Origin of the sequence: Streptomyces sp. Ru62 (assembly GCF_002920615.1) — a bacterium.
Taxonomy (GTDB): Bacteria; Actinomycetota; Actinomycetes; order Streptomycetales; family Streptomycetaceae; genus Streptomyces.
Window position 1 is genome coordinate 108,324 of record NZ_PQSU01000029.1, and the last position, 18,304, is coordinate 126,627.

16 protein-coding genes are annotated in these 18,304 nt (G+C 72.9%); 6 read left to right on the forward strand and 10 right to left on the reverse strand.

Going from position 1 to position 18,304, the window contains the following annotated elements; translation table 11 throughout:
- Positions 1-316: 316 nt before the first annotated feature.
- Genes C3492_RS32975 through afsQ1 form a run of 3 tightly spaced genes read right to left on the reverse strand, consistent with a single transcriptional unit; the run spans position 317 to position 3,179 of the window.
- A complete protein-coding gene (locus tag C3492_RS32975; protein WP_103816318.1) occupies positions 317-919 on the reverse strand; it encodes a hypothetical protein in 603 nt (200 codons plus the stop codon).
- Positions 916-2,505: a HAMP domain-containing sensor histidine kinase gene (locus tag C3492_RS32980; RefSeq protein WP_181140677.1), complete on the reverse strand. Its 1,590-nt coding sequence runs from the start codon at positions 2,503-2,505 to the stop codon at positions 916-918. Before C3492_RS32980 ends, C3492_RS32975 begins: the two co-directional genes overlap by 4 nt.
- Positions 2,502-3,179 (reverse strand): two-component system response regulator AfsQ1, encoded by a 678-nt coding sequence (gene afsQ1, locus C3492_RS32985; protein ID WP_106980762.1) that lies wholly within the window; start codon positions 3,177-3,179, stop codon positions 2,502-2,504. The genes C3492_RS32980 and afsQ1 overlap by 4 nt, the downstream gene beginning before the upstream one ends.
- A gap of 241 nt (positions 3,180-3,420) precedes the next feature.
- Between afsQ1 and C3492_RS32990 the strand changes: the two genes are divergently transcribed.
- Entirely contained in the window at positions 3,421-4,161 is a 741-nt protein-coding gene (locus C3492_RS32990; RefSeq protein ID WP_103816319.1) for a SigE family RNA polymerase sigma factor, read from the forward strand.
- Positions 4,162-4,319: 158 nt separating this feature from the next.
- Here C3492_RS32990 and C3492_RS32995 read toward each other — a convergent pair whose 3' ends face one another.
- On the reverse strand, positions 4,320-4,922 hold the full coding sequence (locus C3492_RS32995; RefSeq protein ID WP_103816320.1) for a uridine kinase: 603 nt from the start codon (positions 4,920-4,922) through the stop codon (positions 4,320-4,322).
- Positions 4,923-5,082: 160 nt separating this feature from the next.
- Between C3492_RS32995 and C3492_RS33000 the strand changes: the two genes are divergently transcribed.
- Positions 5,083-5,484 carry a hypothetical protein gene (locus C3492_RS33000; RefSeq protein ID WP_103816321.1) on the forward strand — a complete coding sequence of 134 codons (402 nt, stop codon included), beginning with the start codon at positions 5,083-5,085 and terminating at the stop codon, positions 5,482-5,484.
- A 112-nt stretch (positions 5,485-5,596) separates the two neighbouring features.
- On the opposite strand, the gene C3492_RS33005 is transcribed toward C3492_RS33000, so the two are convergent.
- From C3492_RS33005 to deoC, 3 genes are read right to left on the reverse strand one after another with little or no spacing between them, the layout of a single operon-like run.
- A complete protein-coding gene (locus C3492_RS33005; protein ID WP_103816322.1) occupies positions 5,597-6,481 on the reverse strand; it encodes an aldehyde dehydrogenase family protein in 885 nt (294 codons plus the stop codon).
- Positions 6,474-7,904: an aldehyde dehydrogenase family protein gene (locus C3492_RS33010; protein ID WP_103816323.1), complete on the reverse strand. Its 1,431-nt coding sequence runs from the start codon at positions 7,902-7,904 to the stop codon at positions 6,474-6,476. Before C3492_RS33010 ends, C3492_RS33005 begins: the two co-directional genes overlap by 8 nt.
- 6 nt (positions 7,905-7,910) lie before the next feature.
- Positions 7,911-8,870, reverse strand: coding sequence for a deoxyribose-phosphate aldolase (gene deoC / locus C3492_RS33015; RefSeq protein WP_103816324.1), 960 nt, complete (start codon positions 8,868-8,870; stop codon positions 7,911-7,913).
- Between the two features lie 135 nt (positions 8,871-9,005).
- Here deoC and C3492_RS33020 point away from each other — a divergent pair, with 135 nt between their 5' ends.
- Both C3492_RS33020 and C3492_RS33025 read left to right on the forward strand, forming a co-directional pair.
- Positions 9,006-9,701, forward strand: a complete 696-nt coding sequence (locus C3492_RS33020; protein ID WP_103816325.1) for a PH domain-containing protein — start codon at positions 9,006-9,008, stop codon at positions 9,699-9,701.
- Positions 9,702-9,941: 240 nt separating this feature from the next.
- On the forward strand, positions 9,942-11,609 hold the full coding sequence (locus C3492_RS33025; protein WP_103816326.1) for a hypothetical protein: 1,668 nt from the start codon (positions 9,942-9,944) through the stop codon (positions 11,607-11,609).
- Between the two features lie 119 nt (positions 11,610-11,728).
- On the opposite strand, the gene C3492_RS33030 is transcribed toward C3492_RS33025, so the two are convergent.
- The 3 genes from C3492_RS33030 to C3492_RS33040 form a co-directional block, all read right to left on the reverse strand.
- Entirely contained in the window at positions 11,729-13,360 is a 1,632-nt protein-coding gene (locus tag C3492_RS33030) for a phospho-sugar mutase (RefSeq protein WP_103816327.1), read from the reverse strand.
- 578 nt (positions 13,361-13,938) lie between these two features.
- Entirely contained in the window at positions 13,939-14,763 is an 825-nt protein-coding gene (locus tag C3492_RS33035; protein ID WP_014674592.1) for a purine-nucleoside phosphorylase, read from the reverse strand.
- 134 nt (positions 14,764-14,897) lie between these two features.
- Positions 14,898-15,335 (reverse strand): gamma-glutamylcyclotransferase, encoded by a 438-nt coding sequence (locus tag C3492_RS33040; protein WP_103816328.1) that lies wholly within the window; start codon positions 15,333-15,335, stop codon positions 14,898-14,900.
- A gap of 96 nt (positions 15,336-15,431) precedes the next feature.
- On the opposite strand from C3492_RS33040, the gene C3492_RS33045 reads away from it, so the two are divergent.
- Both C3492_RS33045 and C3492_RS33050 read left to right on the forward strand, forming a co-directional pair.
- On the forward strand, positions 15,432-16,880 hold the full coding sequence (locus tag C3492_RS33045) for an NAD(P)H-quinone dehydrogenase (RefSeq protein WP_030659166.1): 1,449 nt from the start codon (positions 15,432-15,434) through the stop codon (positions 16,878-16,880).
- Between the two features lie 166 nt (positions 16,881-17,046).
- Positions 17,047-17,991, forward strand: a complete 945-nt coding sequence (locus C3492_RS33050; RefSeq protein WP_103816329.1) for a DeoR/GlpR family DNA-binding transcription regulator — start codon at positions 17,047-17,049, stop codon at positions 17,989-17,991.
- Positions 17,992-18,304 lie beyond the last annotated feature (313 nt).

An 18,304-nucleotide genomic window follows, 5' to 3' on the forward strand; every position in this document is an offset into this window, starting at 1 on the left:
CGGGGGCGGGGCCGATTGGTTCCGCCATGGAAACGTTTCGGCTTGTACGGTGCGTGCGGTGGCCGGCCGGCGGTGCCGGCTCACTTCCCCGGTACCGCCACGTCGGGAGCGCCCGAAGGGGCGCGGGGAACTGCGCGAGCGGCCACGACGGATCCGCAGCCGGGCGACGGACGCAGGCCCCACGGCGGGAACCCGCTCCCCTCGCCACTGCGCAGGGCAACGGTTACGCCGCCCCCCGCCAAGACTGACCGCCACGCCCCACCACGACGCCTCCCGGCGAAGGTCGACCGTCACGCCGCTCCGGCCCAGCGCAGCGCTACGCGTCCGGTACCCCGCTCGACGGCGGCTGTGTGGTGCCCGGGTGGTCGCGGACCTCGTCCGTGCAGGCGTAGCGGCGGAGGGGGTCCGGGGCGGGGCCGGCCAGGATGACCGAGCCGTCGTCCTCCGTCGCCGCCGAGTCGGACAGGGTGCACACCAGCTGGGCCAGGGCGTAGGAGGTGAGCCGCGACGGCCCCGTGCCCAGCCGGAGCGTGTCCTCGGGGTCCTTCGGGCCGGGCCCGCTCACCCGGAGGCCGCCCGGCACGTACGTCGTATAGCCCGCGGAGCGCTCCGCGGCGGACGGCGACGTGGCCAGCTGGTCCAGCAGTCCCTGCGCGACGATCACCCGCCGCCGGGCGTCCGGGGTGCCCTCCGGGACCCGCACGGTCCGGTCGACGGCCACCAGGGACGCCCCGCACAGCAGGAACACCTGCACCGGCACCCCGCGCGCGGACTGCGCGGACGCGTCGGGCCCGGACAGCGAGCACGGCACCCGGGACGGCGCCGGCCCGAAGTCGGTCGGCACCTCCGTGGCCCGGATGCCGCAGCCGGTGAGCAGCACGCCCAGGAGGGGCAGCGCCAGCAGGCGTCGTACGGTCATGACCCCTCCTTCCCCGAGCTGTCGCGGCCGGTCTCGCCTGCCTTGGTGTCCCCGCCGTCCTCCTCGGCGAGCCGGGAGGCGTCCCGGGGCAGCCGGAGCGTGAACACCGCGCCGCCGTCCGGCGAGTTGGCGGCGGTGATCTCGCCGCCGTGGATGTGGGCGTTCTCCAGGGCGATGGACAGGCCGAGCCCGCTGCCCTCGGAGCGCGGCCGGGAGGCGCTCGCCTTGTAGAAGCGGTCGAAGACGTGCGGGAGGACGTCCTCGGGGATGCCGGGCCCGTGGTCGCGGACCTGGATCTCGACCGAGTCGTCCGCCTCCCGGACCGACACCCGCACAGGCGACCCGCCGTGCTTGAGCGCGTTGCCGATCAGGTTGGCGAGGATGACGTCCAGGCGGCGTGGGTCCAGCCGGGCGTGGATGCCGCGCTCGGCGTCCAGCTCGACGGCGTCCAGCCAGGCGCGGGCGTCGATGCACGCGGTGATCTGGTCGGCGACGTCGACGTCGTCCAGGACCAGCCGGGCGGTGCCGGCGTCGAAGCGGGTGACCTCCATCAGGTTCTCGACGAGGTCGTTCAGCCGCCGGGTCTCACTGACCACCAGCCGGACGGCGGGCTCGATCATCGGGTCCATGCTGCCGGTCTCCGCCTCCAGTTCCTCCTCCAGCACCTCCGTGACGGCGGTGATGGCGGTGAGGGGCGTCCGCAGCTCATGGCTCATGTCGGCGACGAACCGGCGCGAGGCATCGTCCCGCGCGGCCATCTCGGCGACCCGCTGCTCCAGCGCCTCGGCCGCGTTGTTGAACGTGCGGGACAGATCGGCGAGTTCGTCGGTGCCGGACACCCGCAACCGGGTGTCCAGCCTGCCCTCGCCGAGCCGTCGCGCGGCCACGCCCAGCCGGTGCACGGGCTTCAGCACGGTCGTGGCGGCGGCCTGCGCGAGCAGTGCGGCGCCGATCAGCGCGAGCCCGGTGGCGATGCCCAGCGACCAGGCCAGCGAGTTGAGGTCCTTCGCCTCCGGCTCCAAAGACTTCGCCATGTAGCCGGTCGGACCACCGCCGATCACGCGCGTACCGGCCACCAGGTAGGGCGTGCCGTGGTCCACGACCCGCTGCCAGTACAGGTGGTACGGCTCCTTGTTGGAGTCGGTGATCCGCTGCCGTTTGGTCACGGCGGCCCGCAGGGACGGGGGCACGTCCTCCAGTGAGAAGCCGTTGATGCCGCCCGAGTTGCCGTACACGGTCTTGCCGTCGGCGTCCTGGGCGACCAGGAGCACGCTGAAGTGCTGGCTGCTGGCGGCCATCTGGCCGGCCGCGCGCTGCACCTGGTCCTGCGTCGGGTGTTCCGGCAGCGCGCCCGCGCGGTTCTGCATCTCCTGCCGGAAGTCGCGCAGCACCGCGTCCTGGGCGCGGGTGAGCACGGCCTCCCGGTTGAGCCAGTAGGCGATGCCGGACGCCGACACGGCGGCCGTGAGGGCCACCAGCCCGAAGACGACGACCAGGCGCAGCCTGAGGCTGGTGAACCTGAGTCGCGACAGACTTCCCTTGCGCCCCGCGGCCCAGCCGCGCAGCCCCCCTTGCGTATCGGTCACTGAGGGGCGTCCAGGCGGTAGCCGACACCACGGACGGTACGGATGAGCGTCGGCGACGACGGCACGTCCTCCACCTTCGCGCGCAGCCGCTGCACACACGCGTCGACCAGGCGGGAGTCGCCGAGGTAGTCGTGCTCCCACACCAGCCGCAGCAGCTGCTGCCGGGACAGCGCCTGACCGGGCCGGCGGCTCAGCTCCAGCAGCAGCCGCAGCTCGGTCGGGGTCAGCTGGAGGTCCTCGCCGTTCTTCGTGACAGTCATCGCCGACCGGTCGATGACGAGGTTGCCGAAGGTCGCCGAGTCGCTGGACTCGCGCTCCCCGCGCCGCAGCACGGCCCGGATCCGGGCGTCCAGCACCCGCCCCTGCACCGGCTTGACGACATAGTCGTCGGCGCCGGACTCCAGTCCGACCACGACGTCGATGTCGTCGCTGCGCGCGGTCAGCAGGATGATCGGCAGCTGGTCCGTGCGCCGGATGCGCCGGCACACCTCGAACCCGTCGATGCCGGGCAGCATCACGTCCAGCACGATGAGGTCCGGCCGCTGCTCGCGCAGCAGCTTCAGACCGTCCTCGCCGCTGGCAGCGGTGGCCACCCGGTGTCCCTGGCGCGTCAGGGAGAGCTCCAGGGCCGTACGGATGGCGTCGTCGTCCTCGATCAGCAACAGGGAAGGCACGGGCTCATTCTGGCCCATGGAGGGGTCGCCGTACGACCTGCCGGGACCAGGTCATCCGTAGCGCCACCGGCTGTGCGCGGTGTGTGACCCGCCTGGGCGGGAGCCCTGTGACAGGTCTGTGACAGTCGGCAGACATGGCCATGAAGTCACCCCGGCAGTCTTTTGGGCACGGGCAAGGCCGCCGGCCGGAACCAGCCCGGGCAAGACGGAGTCACCGGAAGTCCACGACGGGGAGCGCGAGATGAACACGCTGCACAGCATCAGCACCAGCGCAGTGGTCACGCGTCTGCACGACGTGAACGCGAACCGGGGCAACGAGAAGTCCGGTGCCGTGAGCGGGCGGGGGTGCGCTCGCGGCACCGGGCGTCAGCACACCGCGTACATGGCGGTGGTCGACGCACGGGGGGAAGCTCACGGGGGAGCCGCGTACAGGGAGGGCTCGGGGGAGCGCCGTTCGCTGACGGAGGCGGAGTTCACCGCCTACGTCCAGGAGCGCCGCGCCTCCCTGTACGCCACCGCCTACCACCTGACCGGTGACCGCTTCGAGGCCGAGGACCTGTTGCAGAGCGCGCTGTTCTCGACGTACCGGGCGTGGGACCGGATCAGCGACAAGGCCGCGGTCGGCGGATACCTCCGCCGTACCATGACCAACCTGCACATCAGCGCCTGGCGGCGCCGCAAGCTCAACGAGTACCCGACCGAGGAACTGCCGGAGACGCCCTCCGACACGGACGCGATGCGCGGCACCGAGCTGCGCGCGGTCCTGTGGCAGGCGCTGGCCCGGCTGCCCGAACTCCAGCGCACCATGCTGGTCCTGCGCTACTACGAGGGCCGCACGGACCCGGAGATCGCGGACATCCTCGGCATCAGTGTCGGCACGGTGAAGTCCAGCATCTGGCGCTCGCTGCGCCGGCTGCGCGAGGACGAGGTCCTCAGCTTCGGCCGTGACGAGGAGGACGCCTTCGGCGAACTGGTCGCCTGAGGTCCGGGGGGACGACGGGGGAAACGGGGGAAAGCGGGGGGCCACTGGGGGGTGGACCTTCGGGGGAGCACGGGGGAAAGCGGGGGAGCGAAGGGAACGGGGCTGGTGGGCCGGGGGGGCCTACCAGCCCCGTTCTCCGTGCGTACGGGGGTGGAGCGTTACGCCGCCGTGCGCTGCCGTACCTGCCTGTCCGCTGCCGCTGCCGCGAGCCGGCCCAGCGCCTCGTCGCGGTCGCAGGGATGCGCGCCGAGCGACACCTGGCGGGCGACGATCGACCGCTCCGCGCGCATCAGCCGCCAGCCGCGGCGCAGCAGGAACGGCACCGACTTGCGGCCCTCCTTCAGATCGCGCAGGAAGCGCCGCCGGAAGGTGGTGACCGACCCCCGGGACAGGCACAGCGCGTCCGCGAGCAGGCCCCGTTCCCGGCAGCGCTCGACGATCTCGGCGGCGAAGATGCCCTCCGCGATGAACAGCGGGGTACGGCCGATGTGCAGCGTCTCCTCGCCGGTCCGGGCGCTCAGCGAGATGTCGTACACCGGCACCGGCGTCGACCCGGTGGCGCACAGCCGGGCGATGGCCTCGACCGCGACGTCCGCGTCCCACGACTCCGGGTGGTCCCAGTCGATGTCCGAACTCCCCTCCACCAGGGGCAGAGTCGGATCGTCACCCTCCTTGTAGAAGTCGTCCAGGCGCAGCACGGGGAGCCCGGAACGGGCGGCGACGAGTGACTTGCCCGAGCCCGAGGGGCCGCACAGCAGCACGACACGGGCGGGGGACGGGGGATGAAGGCTCACGGAACACCAGTTTGACGCATGGGGGGCGCCCTGCCGACCCCGCGGGTCGGCTTTTGAGCGTGAGTCTCGCCTCAACTACCCTACGTGTCGACATCCTTACCCTGCGCACCAGAAGGTGGCACCAGCGATGGCCCGACACACCTCCCCCCAGCACTCCGCCGCGCAGCGCGCCCTGATCGTCCTCGCGACCGCCGGAGCGGCCCTGGGCGCGGGGGCGGCGACGGCGTCCGCCGACTCGATCCCCGGCGTGGGCCTCAACCACCGCCCCTTGAACCTCGGCAACGTCGACCCCCAGACGGGAGCGCGCGCCCTGACCGGCACGGTGGGTTACGTGACCGGCCCGGTCGCGGGTCTCAAGCCCAACCCGCTCGCGGGCACGGGCGTGGACCCGCTCGACAACGGCGTGGGCACGCAGTTGGCCGACTTCAAGCCGGTCGGCTCCCAGATGCTGACGCGACCGGTCGCGGAGGCCGAGTCGCTGGGGAGCATTCCGGTGGCGGGCGAGGCCCTCGGAGCCCTGGACCACTGAGGGCGCCTTCGAAGGCCCGCGCGGCGGAGTCCGATGTGACTCCGCCGCGCGGGCGCGACATGCCGCTGCGAACCCGCGGCCGGCGAACCGCAGCGGTTCCCCAGCGGACCCGTCAGTAGGAAGACCCCGCCGCGCCCAGCGCCCCCGTCGGGTGCCACACCGTCTTGGTCTCCAGGAACGCCGTCATCCGCTCGATCCCCGGCGTCTCGGAGTAGTCCACAGGCTGTGGACGCAGTACCCGCTTGAGATTGTCGGCCGCCGCGATCTCCAGCTCCTTCGCCAGGTCCTCGCCCGCACCCGCGAGGTCGATCGCGTTGACGTCCTGGTGCGCGGCCAGCGGCGCCGCGATCTCCGCCGTACGGCCGGACAGGACGTTCACGACACCGCCCGGGACGTCGGAGGTGGCCAGCACCTCGCCGAGGGACAGGGCCGGCAGCGGGGCCTTCTCGGAGGCGATCACGACCGCCGTGTTGCCGGTGGCGATCACCGGGGCCACGACCGACACCAGGCCGAGGAAGGACGACTCCTGCGGGGCCAGGACGGCGACCACGCCGGTCGGCTCCGGGGAGGAGAGGTTGAAGTACGGGCCCGCGACCGGGTTGGCGCCGCCGATCACCTGGGCGATCTTGTCGGTCCAGCCCGCGTACCAGACCCAGCGGTCGATCGTCGCGTCCACGACGGCCGCCGCCTTCGACTTCGACAGGCCCTCCGCGTCCGCGACCTCCCGGACGAACTGCTCCTTGCGGCCCTCCAGCATCTCCGCGACGCGGTAGAGGACCTGGCCGCGGTTGTAGGCGGTCGCGCCGGACCAGCCGCCGAACGCCTTGCGCGCCGCGACCACCGCGTCACGGGCGTCCTTGCGGGAGGACAGCGGAGCGTTGGCCAGCCAGTTGCCCTTCGAGTCCTGCACCTCGTACACCCGGCCGCTCTCGGAACGCGGGAACTTCCCGCCGACGTACAGCTTGTAGGTCTTGAACACACTGAGTCGGTCAGACATCGAGGTACGCCTCCAGGCCGTGGCGGCCGCCCTCGCGGCCGAAGCCCGACTCCTTGTAGCCGCCGAACGGCGAGGTCGGGTCGAACTTGTTGAACGTGTTGGACCAGACGACACCGGCACGCAGCTTGTTCGCGACGGCCAGGATGCGCGAGCCCTTCTCGGTCCAGATGCCGGCCGAGAGGCCGTACTGGGTGTTGTTGGCCTTGGCGACGGCCTCGTCGGGCGTGCGGAAGGTGAGGACCGACAGCACCGGGCCGAAGATCTCGTCGCGGGCGATGGTGTGCGCCTGGGTGACGTTCGTGAACAGCGTCGGGGCGAACCAGTAGCCGGACGAGGGCAGTTCGCAGGCCGGCGACCAGCGCTCGGCGCCCTCCGCCTCCCCCTGCTCGGCCAGCGCGGTGATCCGGGCGAGCTGTTCGGCGGAGTTGATCGCGCCGATGTCGGTGTTCTTGTCCAGCGGGTCGCCGAGGCGGAGCGTGGACAGGCGGCGCTTGAGGGAGTCCAGCAGCTCGTCCTGGATCGACTCCTGGACCAGGAGGCGGGAGCCCGCGCAGCAGACCTGGCCCTGGTTGAAGAAGATGCCGTTGACGATGCCCTCGACGGCCTGGTCGATCGGCGCGTCGTCGAAGACGATGTTCGCACCCTTGCCGCCCAGTTCGAGGGTGAGCTTCTTGCGGGTGCCGGCGACCGTGCGGGCGATCTCCTTGCCGACGGCCGTGGAGCCGGTGAAGGCGACCTTGTTCACGTCGGGGTGCGCGACCAGCGCGGCGCCCGCGTCGCCGTAGCCCGGGAGGATGTTGACGACACCCTTGGGCAGGCCGGCCTGGCGGCAGACGTCCGCGAAGAACAGGGCGGACAGCGGGGTGGTCTCGGCGGGCTTCAGGACGACCGTGTTGCCGGTCGCGAGGGCCGGGGCGATCTTCCAGGCCAGCATCAGCAGCGGGAAGTTCCACGGGATGACCTGGCCGGCCACGCCCAGCGGCTTGGGGTCCGGGCCGAAGCCGGCGTGGCCGAGCTTGTCGGCCCAGCCCGCGTAGTAGAAGAAGTGCGCGGCGACCAGCGGGAGGTCCGCGTCGCGGGTCTCCCTGATCGGCTTGCCGTTGTCCAGCGTCTCCAGGACCGCCAGCTCACGGCTGCGCTCCTGGATGATCCGCGCGATGCGGAACAGGTACTTGGCGCGCTCGGAACCGGGCAGCGCGGACCACTTCTCGAACGCCTTGCGGGCGGCCCTGACGGCACGGTCGACGTCCTCGGAACCGGCCCGGGCGACCTCGGCGAGGACCTCCTCGGTCGACGGGGAGACCGTCTTGAAGACCTTGCCGTCGGCCGCCTCGGTGAACTCGCCGTCGATGAACAGGCCGTAGGAGGGCGCGATGTCGACGATCGCGCGGGACTCGGGGGCGGGTGCGTACTCGAATGCCATGGGGGATCAGTCCACCGTCACGTAGTCGGGACCGGAGTAGCGGCCGGTGGCCAGCTTCTGGCGCTGCATCAGCAGGTCGTTCAGGAGCGAGGAGGCGCCGAAGCGGAACCAGTGGTTGTCCAGCCAGTCCTCGCCCGCGGTCTCGTTGACCAGGACCAGGAACTTGATCGCGTCCTTGCTGGTGCGGATGCCGCCGGCCGGCTTCACGCCGACCTGGACGCCGGTCTGGGCCCGGAAGTCGCGGACCGCCTCCAGCATCAGGAGGGTGTTCGCGGGCGTGGCGTTGACGGCGACCTTGCCCGTCGACGTCTTGATGAAGTCGGCGCCGGCCAGCATGCCGAGCCAGGAGGCACGGCGGATGTTGTCGTACGTCGACAGCTCGCCGGTCTCGAAGATGACCTTCAGCCGGGCGCTCGTCCCGCAGGCCTCCTTCACGGCGACGATCTCGTCGTACACCTTCAGGTACTTGCCGGCGAGGAACGCGCCCCGGTCGATGACCATGTCGATCTCGTCGGCGCCGGCGGCGACGGCCTCACGGACGTCGGCCAGCTTCACGTCGAGCGCGGCACGGCCGGCCGGGAAGGCGGTGGCCACCGAGGCGACCTTGACGCCGGAACCGGCGACGGCCTCCTTGGCGACGGCCACCATGTCGGGGTAGACGCAGACCGCGGCCGTCGTCGGCGTCGTGCGGTCCGTGGGATCGGGGTGGACCGCCTTGACGCCGAGCGCCCGGACCTTGCCCGGGGTGTCCGCGCCTTCCAGCGTCGTCAGGTCGACCATCGAGATGGCGAGGTCGATGGCGTACGCCTTCGCGGTGGTCTTGATGGAACGGGTGCCGAGGGACGCGGCGCGCGCCTCCAGGCCGACCGCGTCGACGCCTGGCAGCCCGTGGAGGAAGCGGCGCAGCGTGCTGTCGGACGCGGTGACGTCAGCGAGAGCGTGAGCTGTGGGTGCGGTAGTGGGCATGGTCACCAGACGAGCATATCTACGCGCGTAGCGGCTGTACACCCCCGTGCTCGTCACCGAGGCCGACATCACGGATGAGCGCCGGTTCCCGGGCGCGTGGCCGCACCACCGACGGCGTCGTGCAGAATCGGGGCCATGACCACCCCGGACCATCCGTCACCCGCGTCACAGCCGCCGGCGCCCGTCGCCAAGGACCGCGTCTACCGCTCCCCCCTCGGACTGGCGGGCGGCACGCTCCTGCTCCTGGTCGTCCTCTGGCTGGGCTTCGACGCCCTGTTCAAGGGCCACGGCCGGACCCCGTGGCTGGCGCTGGCCGGGATGATCCTGATCGTGCCGCTCGTCCTCGCCTTCACGCTCCGCCCGGCGGTGTTCGCGGGCGAGGACCGGCTGCGCGTCCGCAACCCGTTCCGGGTGATCACCCTGCCCTGGGGCGAGGTCTCCGGCCTGCGCTCCGGCTACTCCAACGAGGTCCTCGCCAAGTCCGGCACCAAGTACCAGCTGTGGGCGATCCCCGTCTCGCTGCGGGCCCGCAAGAAGGCGCTCCGCCGGCAGCAACGGGCGGCGGCGGACGCGGCCCGGGGCGGGGCGCCGGGCAGCCGGGGCGGGGCGCTCGCACCGGGCGGCTTCGGCGGGTTCGGCGTGCGCGGCCCGGACGCGGGGCCGACCCGGGCGCAGACCGACCAGATCATGGCCGAGCTGGGGGACATGCTGGAGCGGCGCGGGCAGGCCGAGTCGGCGCAGGGCGAGATCACCGTGCGCTGGGCCTACGAGGTGGCCGCGCCCGCGGTCGCCGGAGCGGTGCTGCTGGCGATCCTGCTGGCTGTGGGCTGAGGGGCCCCGGGAGGCTTCTGCCGCCCCGTGTGTTGAGGGTCGTACCTGCCGGAGCCGGGAGTCGTCGGTGAGCAGGTCGTCGTCTCCCCGTGTGCTGAGGGTGGTACTCCCGTGTGACGTGCCCGGCCGGGTGGCTCGCCGGCCGGGGTGCCCGGTGTGGCCGTGTGGGCCCCGGGCGGGCGTCGTGCCGGCCCTGCGACCGGGACCAACCGTTCGCCGCTGTCGAGTGTCTGGACTCCCATGAGTACGCATCCCGGACGGCCGCTGCCGCTGCCCGCCGCGAGCGTGCCCGCCGGCTGCACGTCCTGGAGCGGTGAGCACCCCCGCCGCTGGCTCGACGCGCTGCCACCGTGCTGGGTGCCGCTGCCCACCCGGGCCGGGCACCTGGTGGCCGCGTCCGCCGCCACCGCGGGAATCACCGGGCTGCTGGCGCTGCCCGCCGGGTGGCGCCCCTGGGCGGCGGCCCTGCTGGCGCTGCACGGGCTGTGGCTGTGCGTGCGCCCGGAGATCGTGCCGGTGTCGGCCCCCGTGCTGGCTGTGCTGCTGGCCGTGCTGCGGCCCGGGAGGCTGTGGCCGGTCGCCGTGCTCGTCCTGGCGTCGGTCTGGGCGGTGGCCGCGCTGCGGCTGGTGATGCGGCGCAGACAGCGGGGGCGGGTCCGGTACGCGGCCGGCGGCACCACCGCTCCGCTGCCGGACGCCGGCCGGTCACTGCCCCGCGGCCTGCTCCTCATGGGGTGCGGAGCCGTCCTGCTCGCGCTCGGGCTCGGTGCCGCCGCCGTCCTGCCCGCCCACGGCCCGGACGCGGGCGAGGGGGCGCGGGCGCTGCCGGCACTCGCCTGGCTGGTGGCGGGCCAGGGCCTGACCGCGCTCGTCTCCGGGCTGCTGGGCCGGCGCCGGGCCACCGTGCTGCGCGCGGCGGCGGCGCCCGTGCTGCGGGTGCTCGTACGGGAGGGCGCCGACGGAGACACCGAGGTCTTCGCCGCCGGCGACACGGCTGGCACGCGTCCCCTGTTCCGGGTCGCCGTCACGGAGGTCCGGGACGCGGAGCCCGGCGACGAGGACGACGCGGACAGCACGGACGACGAGGAGGAGCTGGAGGAGTTCCTGGAGCGGATCGACCGGGAGGGGCCGGGACCGCTGCGGGAGGCCGTGCTGTACGGCGTGCCCTGCGACGGCGCCGAGATCCTGCTGGTCACGGCCGCCGAGAAGGCGGACGCGCCACCCGTGGTGGAACGGTCGTCGGGGCCCGTACGGCCACTGTCCGAGGCGTCGGTACGGCGGCTGACGGCCGCGGAGAGGCGCCGGGCGGCCCGGCGGACGGCGTACGCGGAGCTGAGCCGGTCGGCCGGGGAAGCGGTCGCGGGGAAGGCGGACGGTGCGGCCCCGGCGGGCATACGGCAGTGGCGTGCGGGGCTGCTGCACCGGCTCTGCGCGCTGCTGCTCGTGCTGTGGGGCAGTGGCTTCTTCTGGGGCGCGACCGGCGGGTGGCGTGGTGTGCTCGGCGCCCTCGCCGGTTTCGCCGGGGCGCTGTGGCTGCCCCACTGGCTCGCCTGGCGGATCACGGCCGACAGCGAGGGGCTGTGGTTCAACGGGCTGCGCGGCCCCCGGCATCTGCCGTGGGACGAGATCAGGACCGTCACGTGCACGAGCACCGAGCTGAAGGTGGACAGCCGGCGGGCCTCCTTCACGCCCTGGTCGGCGGCCGCTCCCCGCTGGCCGTGGCTGGAGCGCCGGTTCGGCCTCGTGCATCCGCACGAGCGGACCGCGAGTGAGATCACCGCCCTGTGGCGCGACCCGTCGCTGCGCCCGTCCGTACCCGCCGACGCAGACCGGCGGGGCCGGCCGCTGTGGCCCCTGGCACTGGTGCTCGCGGCCGGCTGGACGGCGGCCCTGCTGCTCCTGTGGTGACGGCGGCGGTCCCGCTGTTCCTGTGGTGAGGACGGCGGAGGACAGGCGGCGGCTGCCGTGAGGACACAGGCCCTGCTGTCGTCGCTGTCGTGAGGACGGACAGCAGGGCTCCCGGAACCTCAGATGCCGGCGGCCGCCGACAGGTCGCGCTTCACGGCCGTCAGCAGCTCCGTCGCGCGGGCGCGGGCGGCCGGCAGGTCGGCGTGCGCGGAGACCGGTACGACGACCTCCAGGTAGCACTTCAGCTTCGGTTCGGTGCCGCTGGGGCGGACGATGACCCGGGCGCCGTCGAGGGTGTAGCGCAGGCCGTCCGTGGGCGGCAGCTTCTCCGTGCCCCGGGCCAGGTCCTCGGCCCGGACGACGGGCAGGCCCGCCAGCCCGGCCGGCGGCTGCTCGCGCAGCCGGCGCATCGCGTCCGCGATCAGCGACAGGTCCTGCACGCGGACCGAGAGCTGATCGGTGGCGTGCAGGCCGTGCTCCACCGCGAGGTCGTCGAGCAGGTCGAGGAGGGTACGGCCCTCCTCCTTCAGCACGGACGCCAGCTCGGTGATCAGCAGCGCGGCGGTGATGCCGTCCTTGTCGCGCACGCCCTCCGGGTCCACGCAGTAGCCGAGGGCCTCCTCGTAGCCGTAGCGCAGGCCGTCGACGCGGGCGATCCACTTGAAGCCGGTCAGGGTCTCCTCGTACGGCAGCCCCGCCTTCTCGGCGATGCGTCCGAGCAGGGAGGAGGAGACGATCGACTCGGCGAAGGTGCCCTGGGCGCCACGGCGGACCAGGTGGGCGGCGAGCAGGGCGCCGACCTCGTCGCCGCGCAGCATCCGCCAGTCGCCGGCGTCCTTCACGGCCACCGCGCAGCGGTCCGCGTCGGGGTCGTTGGCGATCACCAGGTCCGGGTCGGTGGCGCGGGCCCGCGCGAACGCCAGGTCCATCGCGCCCGGCTCCTCCGGGTTCGGGAAGGCGACCGTCGGGAAGTCCGGGTCCGGGTCGGCCTGCTCGGCGACCAGCACCGGCTCGGGGAAGCCGGCGCGGGCGAAGGCGGCCAGCAGGACGTCCCGGCCGACGCCGTGCATCGCGGTGTAGACCGTGCGGGCGGTACGGGGGGAGGCGGGGTCCAGTACGGCGTCCGTGCGGGCGAGGTAGGCGTCCAGGACCGACTCGTCCAGGGTCTCCCAGCCGCTGTCCGGCCGGGGTACGTCGTGCAGGGAGGCGATCGCGTCGATCTCGGCGGCGATCTCCGCGTCGGCGGGCGGGACGATCTGGGAGCCGTCGCCGAGGTAGACCTTGTAGCCGTTGTCCCGGGGCGGGTTGTGGCTGGCGGTGACCTCGACGCCCGCGACCGCGCCGAGGTGCCGTATGGCGAAGGCCAGGACCGGGGTGGGGAGGGGGCGGGGGAGTACGGCCGCGCGCAGGCCGGCGCCGGTCATCACGGCGGCGGTGTCCCGGGCGAAGTCGGCGGACTTGTGGCGGGCGTCGTAGCCGATGACGACCAGTCCACCGGGGTGGCCGTTCTTCTTCAGGTACGCGGCGAGCCCGGCGGCGGCGCGGATGACGACGCTGCGGTTCATGCGCATCGGGCCGGCGCCCAGCTCGCCCCGCAGGCCGGCGGTGCCGAACTGGAGTGTGCCGGAGAAGCGGGCCGACAGTTCCTCGACGGCACCGGCGTCGATCAGCTCGGCCAGTTCGTCGCGGGTCTCCTGGTCCGGGTCCTCGGCGAGCCAGGCCTTTGCCCGGGCGATGAGATCGTCGTGCACCTTGGGATCAACCTCTCCTGTGTTTGCCTGGTCCAACTGGGGGCTCCGCCCCCGGCCCCCACCCTGCCTGCGACCCCCTGGGAGCCGGGCGCGGCATGGAAGGGAGCTTGCCGCATCTCGCGCCGCTCGGGGCCACGCACCGCGCACGGCCGCGTGCGGTACCGCGCCCGCCGTGAGCCGACGGCCGCACGGCGGGCCGCCCCTGGCCGCTCGCGGTACCGCGCCTGCCCCGGGCCGCCGGCAGCCGCCAGCCGCACTCCTGAGAGCCGCCCGCAGCACCACCGCCGCCGAAGCCGAGCCCAGCGGCTCTGCTCTCAGCCGGGCCCGGCGCTCCGCCCGAAGCCGGCCGGCAGACCGCCCCGGCCGGAGCCGAGCCCCTCGCCCTCCCAGAGCAAGCCCGGCACTCCGCTCAAAGCCGAGCCCTATGCCCGCCCAGAGCCAAGCCTTATGCCCGCCCGGAGCCAAGCCCCGCGCTCCGCTGCGAAGCCGAGCCCGGTGGCCTGTCCGGAGCCGAGCACGCCGTCCCGTCGCGACCCGGTCGGCGCGTCGGGCCGGTCGAAGCCGAGCGCAGCGTCTCGTCAGATCCTGCCCAGTACCCGTGCCAGCAGTTCGCCCATGCGGGCTGCCGAGTCGCGGCCGGCCTGGAGGACCTCCTCGTGGTTGAGGGGTTCGCCGGTCATGCCCGCGGCCAGGTTGGTGACCAGGGAGATGCCGAGCACCTCGGCGCCGGCCTCGCGGGCGGCGATGGCCTCCAGGACCGTGGACATGCCGACCAGGTCCGCGCCGATGACGCGGGCCATGCGGATCTCGGCCGGGGTCTCGTAGTGCGGGCCGGGGAACTGGGCGTAGACGCCCTCCTCCAGCGTGGGGTCGATCTCCTTGCACAGGGCGCGCAGGCGCGGCGAGTACAGGTCCGTCAGGTCGACGAAGTTCGCGCCGACGATCGGGGACGTCGCCGTCAGGTTGATGTGGTCGCTGATCAGCACCGGCTGGCCGGGCCGCATGCCCTCGCGCAGACCGCCGCAGCCGTTGGTCAGCACGATGGTCTTGCAGCCGGCCGCGACGGCCGTACGGACGCCGTGCGCCACCGCGGCCACGCCACGGCCCTCGTAGTAGTGGGTGCGGCCCAGGAAGACCAGGGCCCGCTTGTCACCGAAGGAGTACGAGCGGATCTTGCCGCCGTGGCCCTCGACGGCCGGCGGCGGGAAGCCGGGCAGCTCGGTGACCTGGAACTCGGCGTCGGGTGCCCCGAGGGCGTCGACGGCCGGAGCCCAGCCGGAGCCCATCACGAGGGCGACGTCGTGGGTCTCGGCGCCCGTGAGGGCGCGCAGGCGCGCGGCGGCGGCGTCGGCGGCCGCGTAGGGGTCGCCCTGGATGTCGTCCGGAAGAAGAGATGCGTTCACGCCGATGAGGGTAGCCGGTCTTCGCCTACGCGCGTAGATGACAGAGCCCACGGGTTTGCCTTCGTTGTCTTGTCGGTTTCCACAAGCGGCCGGAAGAATCGGAGCAAAGCGCGGCACAGAGGATGCGCGGAGGATCAGCAGGGGCGCTTGCGGAGCTCCATCACATAGTCGTGCGGAGCCCCCGCCGACTCCGCCGCGTCGGCGATCTCGCCCAGGTAGCGTGCCGACGGCAGCCCGCCCTCGTACGCGTTGAGGACGTACGCCCAGGCCGTCTCCTCACCGTCCAGGGTGTGCACGCGCACGCGTACCCGACGGTAGATGTCGAGGCCCACGCCCTCCCACCGGTCGAGCGACTCCTCGTCCATGGGTGCGATGTCGTACAGGCCGACGAAGACCTCGGCCAACGGGTCCTCGACGATCGTCGCCAGCGCGCCCTCCCAGCCGAGCTGCTCGCCGCCGAAGGTCAGCCGCCAGCCGTTCAGCCAGCCGGTGGCGCGCAGCGGGGAGTGCGGGGCGCGGCGGGACATCAGGCGCGCGTCGAGGTTGCCGGCGTACGCGGCATAGAGCGACATGGGGAGAGGGTACGGCAGGCGCCCCGCGCGCCCCGGGCGCCCCGGGAGCGACCCGGTGGCGCCCCCGGGCAGTAGCACCTTGAAGCGTGCGGGACAATGGAGTACGTGACTCGGATCGTGATCATCGGTGGCGGACCCGGCGGATACGAAGCGGCGCTGGTGGCCGCTCAGCTCGGCGCGGAGGTGACCGTCGTCGACTGCGACGGTCTGGGCGGAGCGTCGGTGCTGACCGACTGCGTGCCGTCGAAGACCCTTATCGCTACGGCCGAGGTCATGACGACCTTCGATTCGTCGTACGAAGAGCTCGGCATCATCGTCGCCGACGACACCCCGCCGCTGGAGCAGGCGGCCCGGGTGGTCGGCGTGGACCTCGGGAAGGTCAACCGCCGGGTGAAGCGGCTGGCCCTCGCCCAGTCCCACGACATCACCGCCTCCGTCACCCGTGCCGGGGCCCGGGTCATGCGCGGGCGCGGCCGGCTGGACGGCATGCAGGCGCTGGACGGGTCCCGGAAGGTCGTCGTCACCGCCGCCGACGGCACCGAGGAGACGCTCACCGCCGACGCCGTCCTCATCGCCACCGGCGGTCATCCGCGCGAGCTGCCCGACGCCCGGCCCGACGGCGAGCGCATCCTGAACTGGACCCAGGTCTACGACCTCACCGAGCTGCCGGAAGAGCTCATCGTGGTCGGGTCGGGCGTGACCGGTGCCGAGTTCGCCGGCGCGTACCAGGCCCTGGGGTCGAAGGTCACGCTGGTGTCGTCCCGCGACCGCGTGCTGCCGGGTGAGGACCCGGACGCCGCCGCCGTCCTGGAGGACGTCTTCCGGCGCCGTGGCATGAACGTCATGGCCCGCTCCCGCGCGCAGTCCGCCAAACGCGTCGGCGACCGGGTCGAGGTGACGCTGGCCGACGGCCGGGTCATCAGCGGCACGCACTGCCTGATGGCCGTCGGCGCCATCCCGAACAGCGCGGGCCTCGGTCTGGAGGAGGCCGGCGTCAAGCTGCGCGAGTCGGGTCACATCTGGACGGACAAGGTGTCCCGGACGACCGCTCCCGGCGTCTACGCGGCCGGTGACGTGACCGGGGTCTTCGCTCTCGCGTCCGTCGCCGCCATGCAGGGACGTATCGCGATGTACCACTTCCTGGGCGACGCGGTGGCCCCGCTGAACCTGAAGACGGTGTCGTCCAACGTCTTCACCGACCCCGAGATCGCCACCGTCGGCTACACCCAGGCGGACGTGGACGCGGGCAAGATCGACGCGCGGGTCGTCAAGCTCCCGCTGCTGCGCAACCCGCGCGCCAAGATGCAGGGCATCCGGGACGGCTTCGTGAAGATCTTCTGCCGGCCGGGCACCGGGATCGTCGTGGGCGGTGTGGTGGTGGCTCCGCGCGCCTCGGAACTGATCCACCCCATCTCGATCGCCGTCGACAACAATCTGACGGTCGAACAGATCGCGAACGCGTTCACGGTGTACCCCTCCCTTTCGGGGTCGATCGCGGAGGTCGCCCGGCAGCTGCACACGCGCAAGGCGAGCGCGGAGGCCTGACGGTCGCTGTCGACTTCCCCCTGGTCAGGGGGTGTTGTGGCGCATGCGGTCGGCATAGTCGGGGCGGGCGGGTGCTATACCACTTCCCGCCCTGCCATGCGAACAACTTCTGCTATTCGGCGCAAACTGCTGAAAGCAGACGGTCGCTGGGGTTACTGTCAGTTTCGTGTTCGCTGCTGAACGTCGCCAATTGATCCTTGAAATGGTGCGAGCGAACGGTGCCGTGTCGCTCCGTGAGCTCGCCCGCGTCGTCCAGACCTCCGAAGTGACCGTACGGCGGGACGTGCGGGCACTGGAGGCAGAAGGACTCCTCGACCGCCGGCACGGCGGTGCGGTACTGCCGGGCGGGTTCACGCGAGAGTCCGGCTTTCCGCAGAAATCCCATCTCGCGACCGCCGAGAAGACGGCCATCGCCGACCTCGCCGCGGGCCTCGTCGAAGAAGGCGAGGCGATCGTGGTCGGGGCCGGTACGACCACGCAGGAGCTGGCCCGTCGGCTCGCGCGTGTGCCGGGCCTGACGGTCGTCACCAACTCCCTCCTGGTCGCCCAGGCGTTGGCCCATGCCAACCGGGTGGAGGTCGTGATGACCGGCGGCACCCTGCGCGGCTCCAACTACGCCCTCGTCGGCTCCGGCGCGGAACAGTCCCTCCAGGGTCTGCGCGTGTCGAAGGCGTTCCTCTCCGGAAGCGGTCTGACGGCCGAGCGCGGCCTGTCCACCTCCAACATGCTCTCGGCATCCGTCGACCGGGCCCTCGTCCAGGCCGCCGCGGAGGTCGTGGTCCTCGCCGACCACACCAAGCTCGGCACGGACACCATGTTCCAGACCGTGCCGACGGACCTCATCACCCGGCTCGTCACCGACGAGCCGCCGCCCCACGACGACCGTGCCGCCACGGAGTTGCAGGCGCTCGCCGACCAGGGCGTGCAGATCGCCGTCACGGGGGCGAGCGGGAACCCGGGGGGTGACCAGGTCCCGGCGGGCCGCCGCGCTCCCCTGCCGGGACCGCGCAGGGGCCACGTACCGGGCTCTTCCGCCCTCCGCTCCGCCGCAGGACTGGGCGAACCGGCAACAACGGACCGAGGCCGCGTCGCCGACCTGCGCCGCCGTTAGCGCCGACGGGGCCCCGGGACCCGGTCGGCCCCTGGCAACCGGTGACCGGCAGCCGGTGACCGTGACCGGTCCGGCGCCTCGCCGAACCGACGGGGAATCGTTCCCTCGGTCACCGGCCCCGTACCGGGCGGGCCGCTGGTTCATCCGCCCGGAGCATGCGGCCGTGTGCGGCCCGCCCGTTCTCCGGACGGGACGGCGCAAACGCCACGCCCGGCGGACCGGGGCGGTACGCCGGGCGTGGGGACGGGACCTGGGGTGGGGTCAGTCCTTGATCTCGCAGATGGCGGCGCCGGAGGTGATGGACGCGCCGACC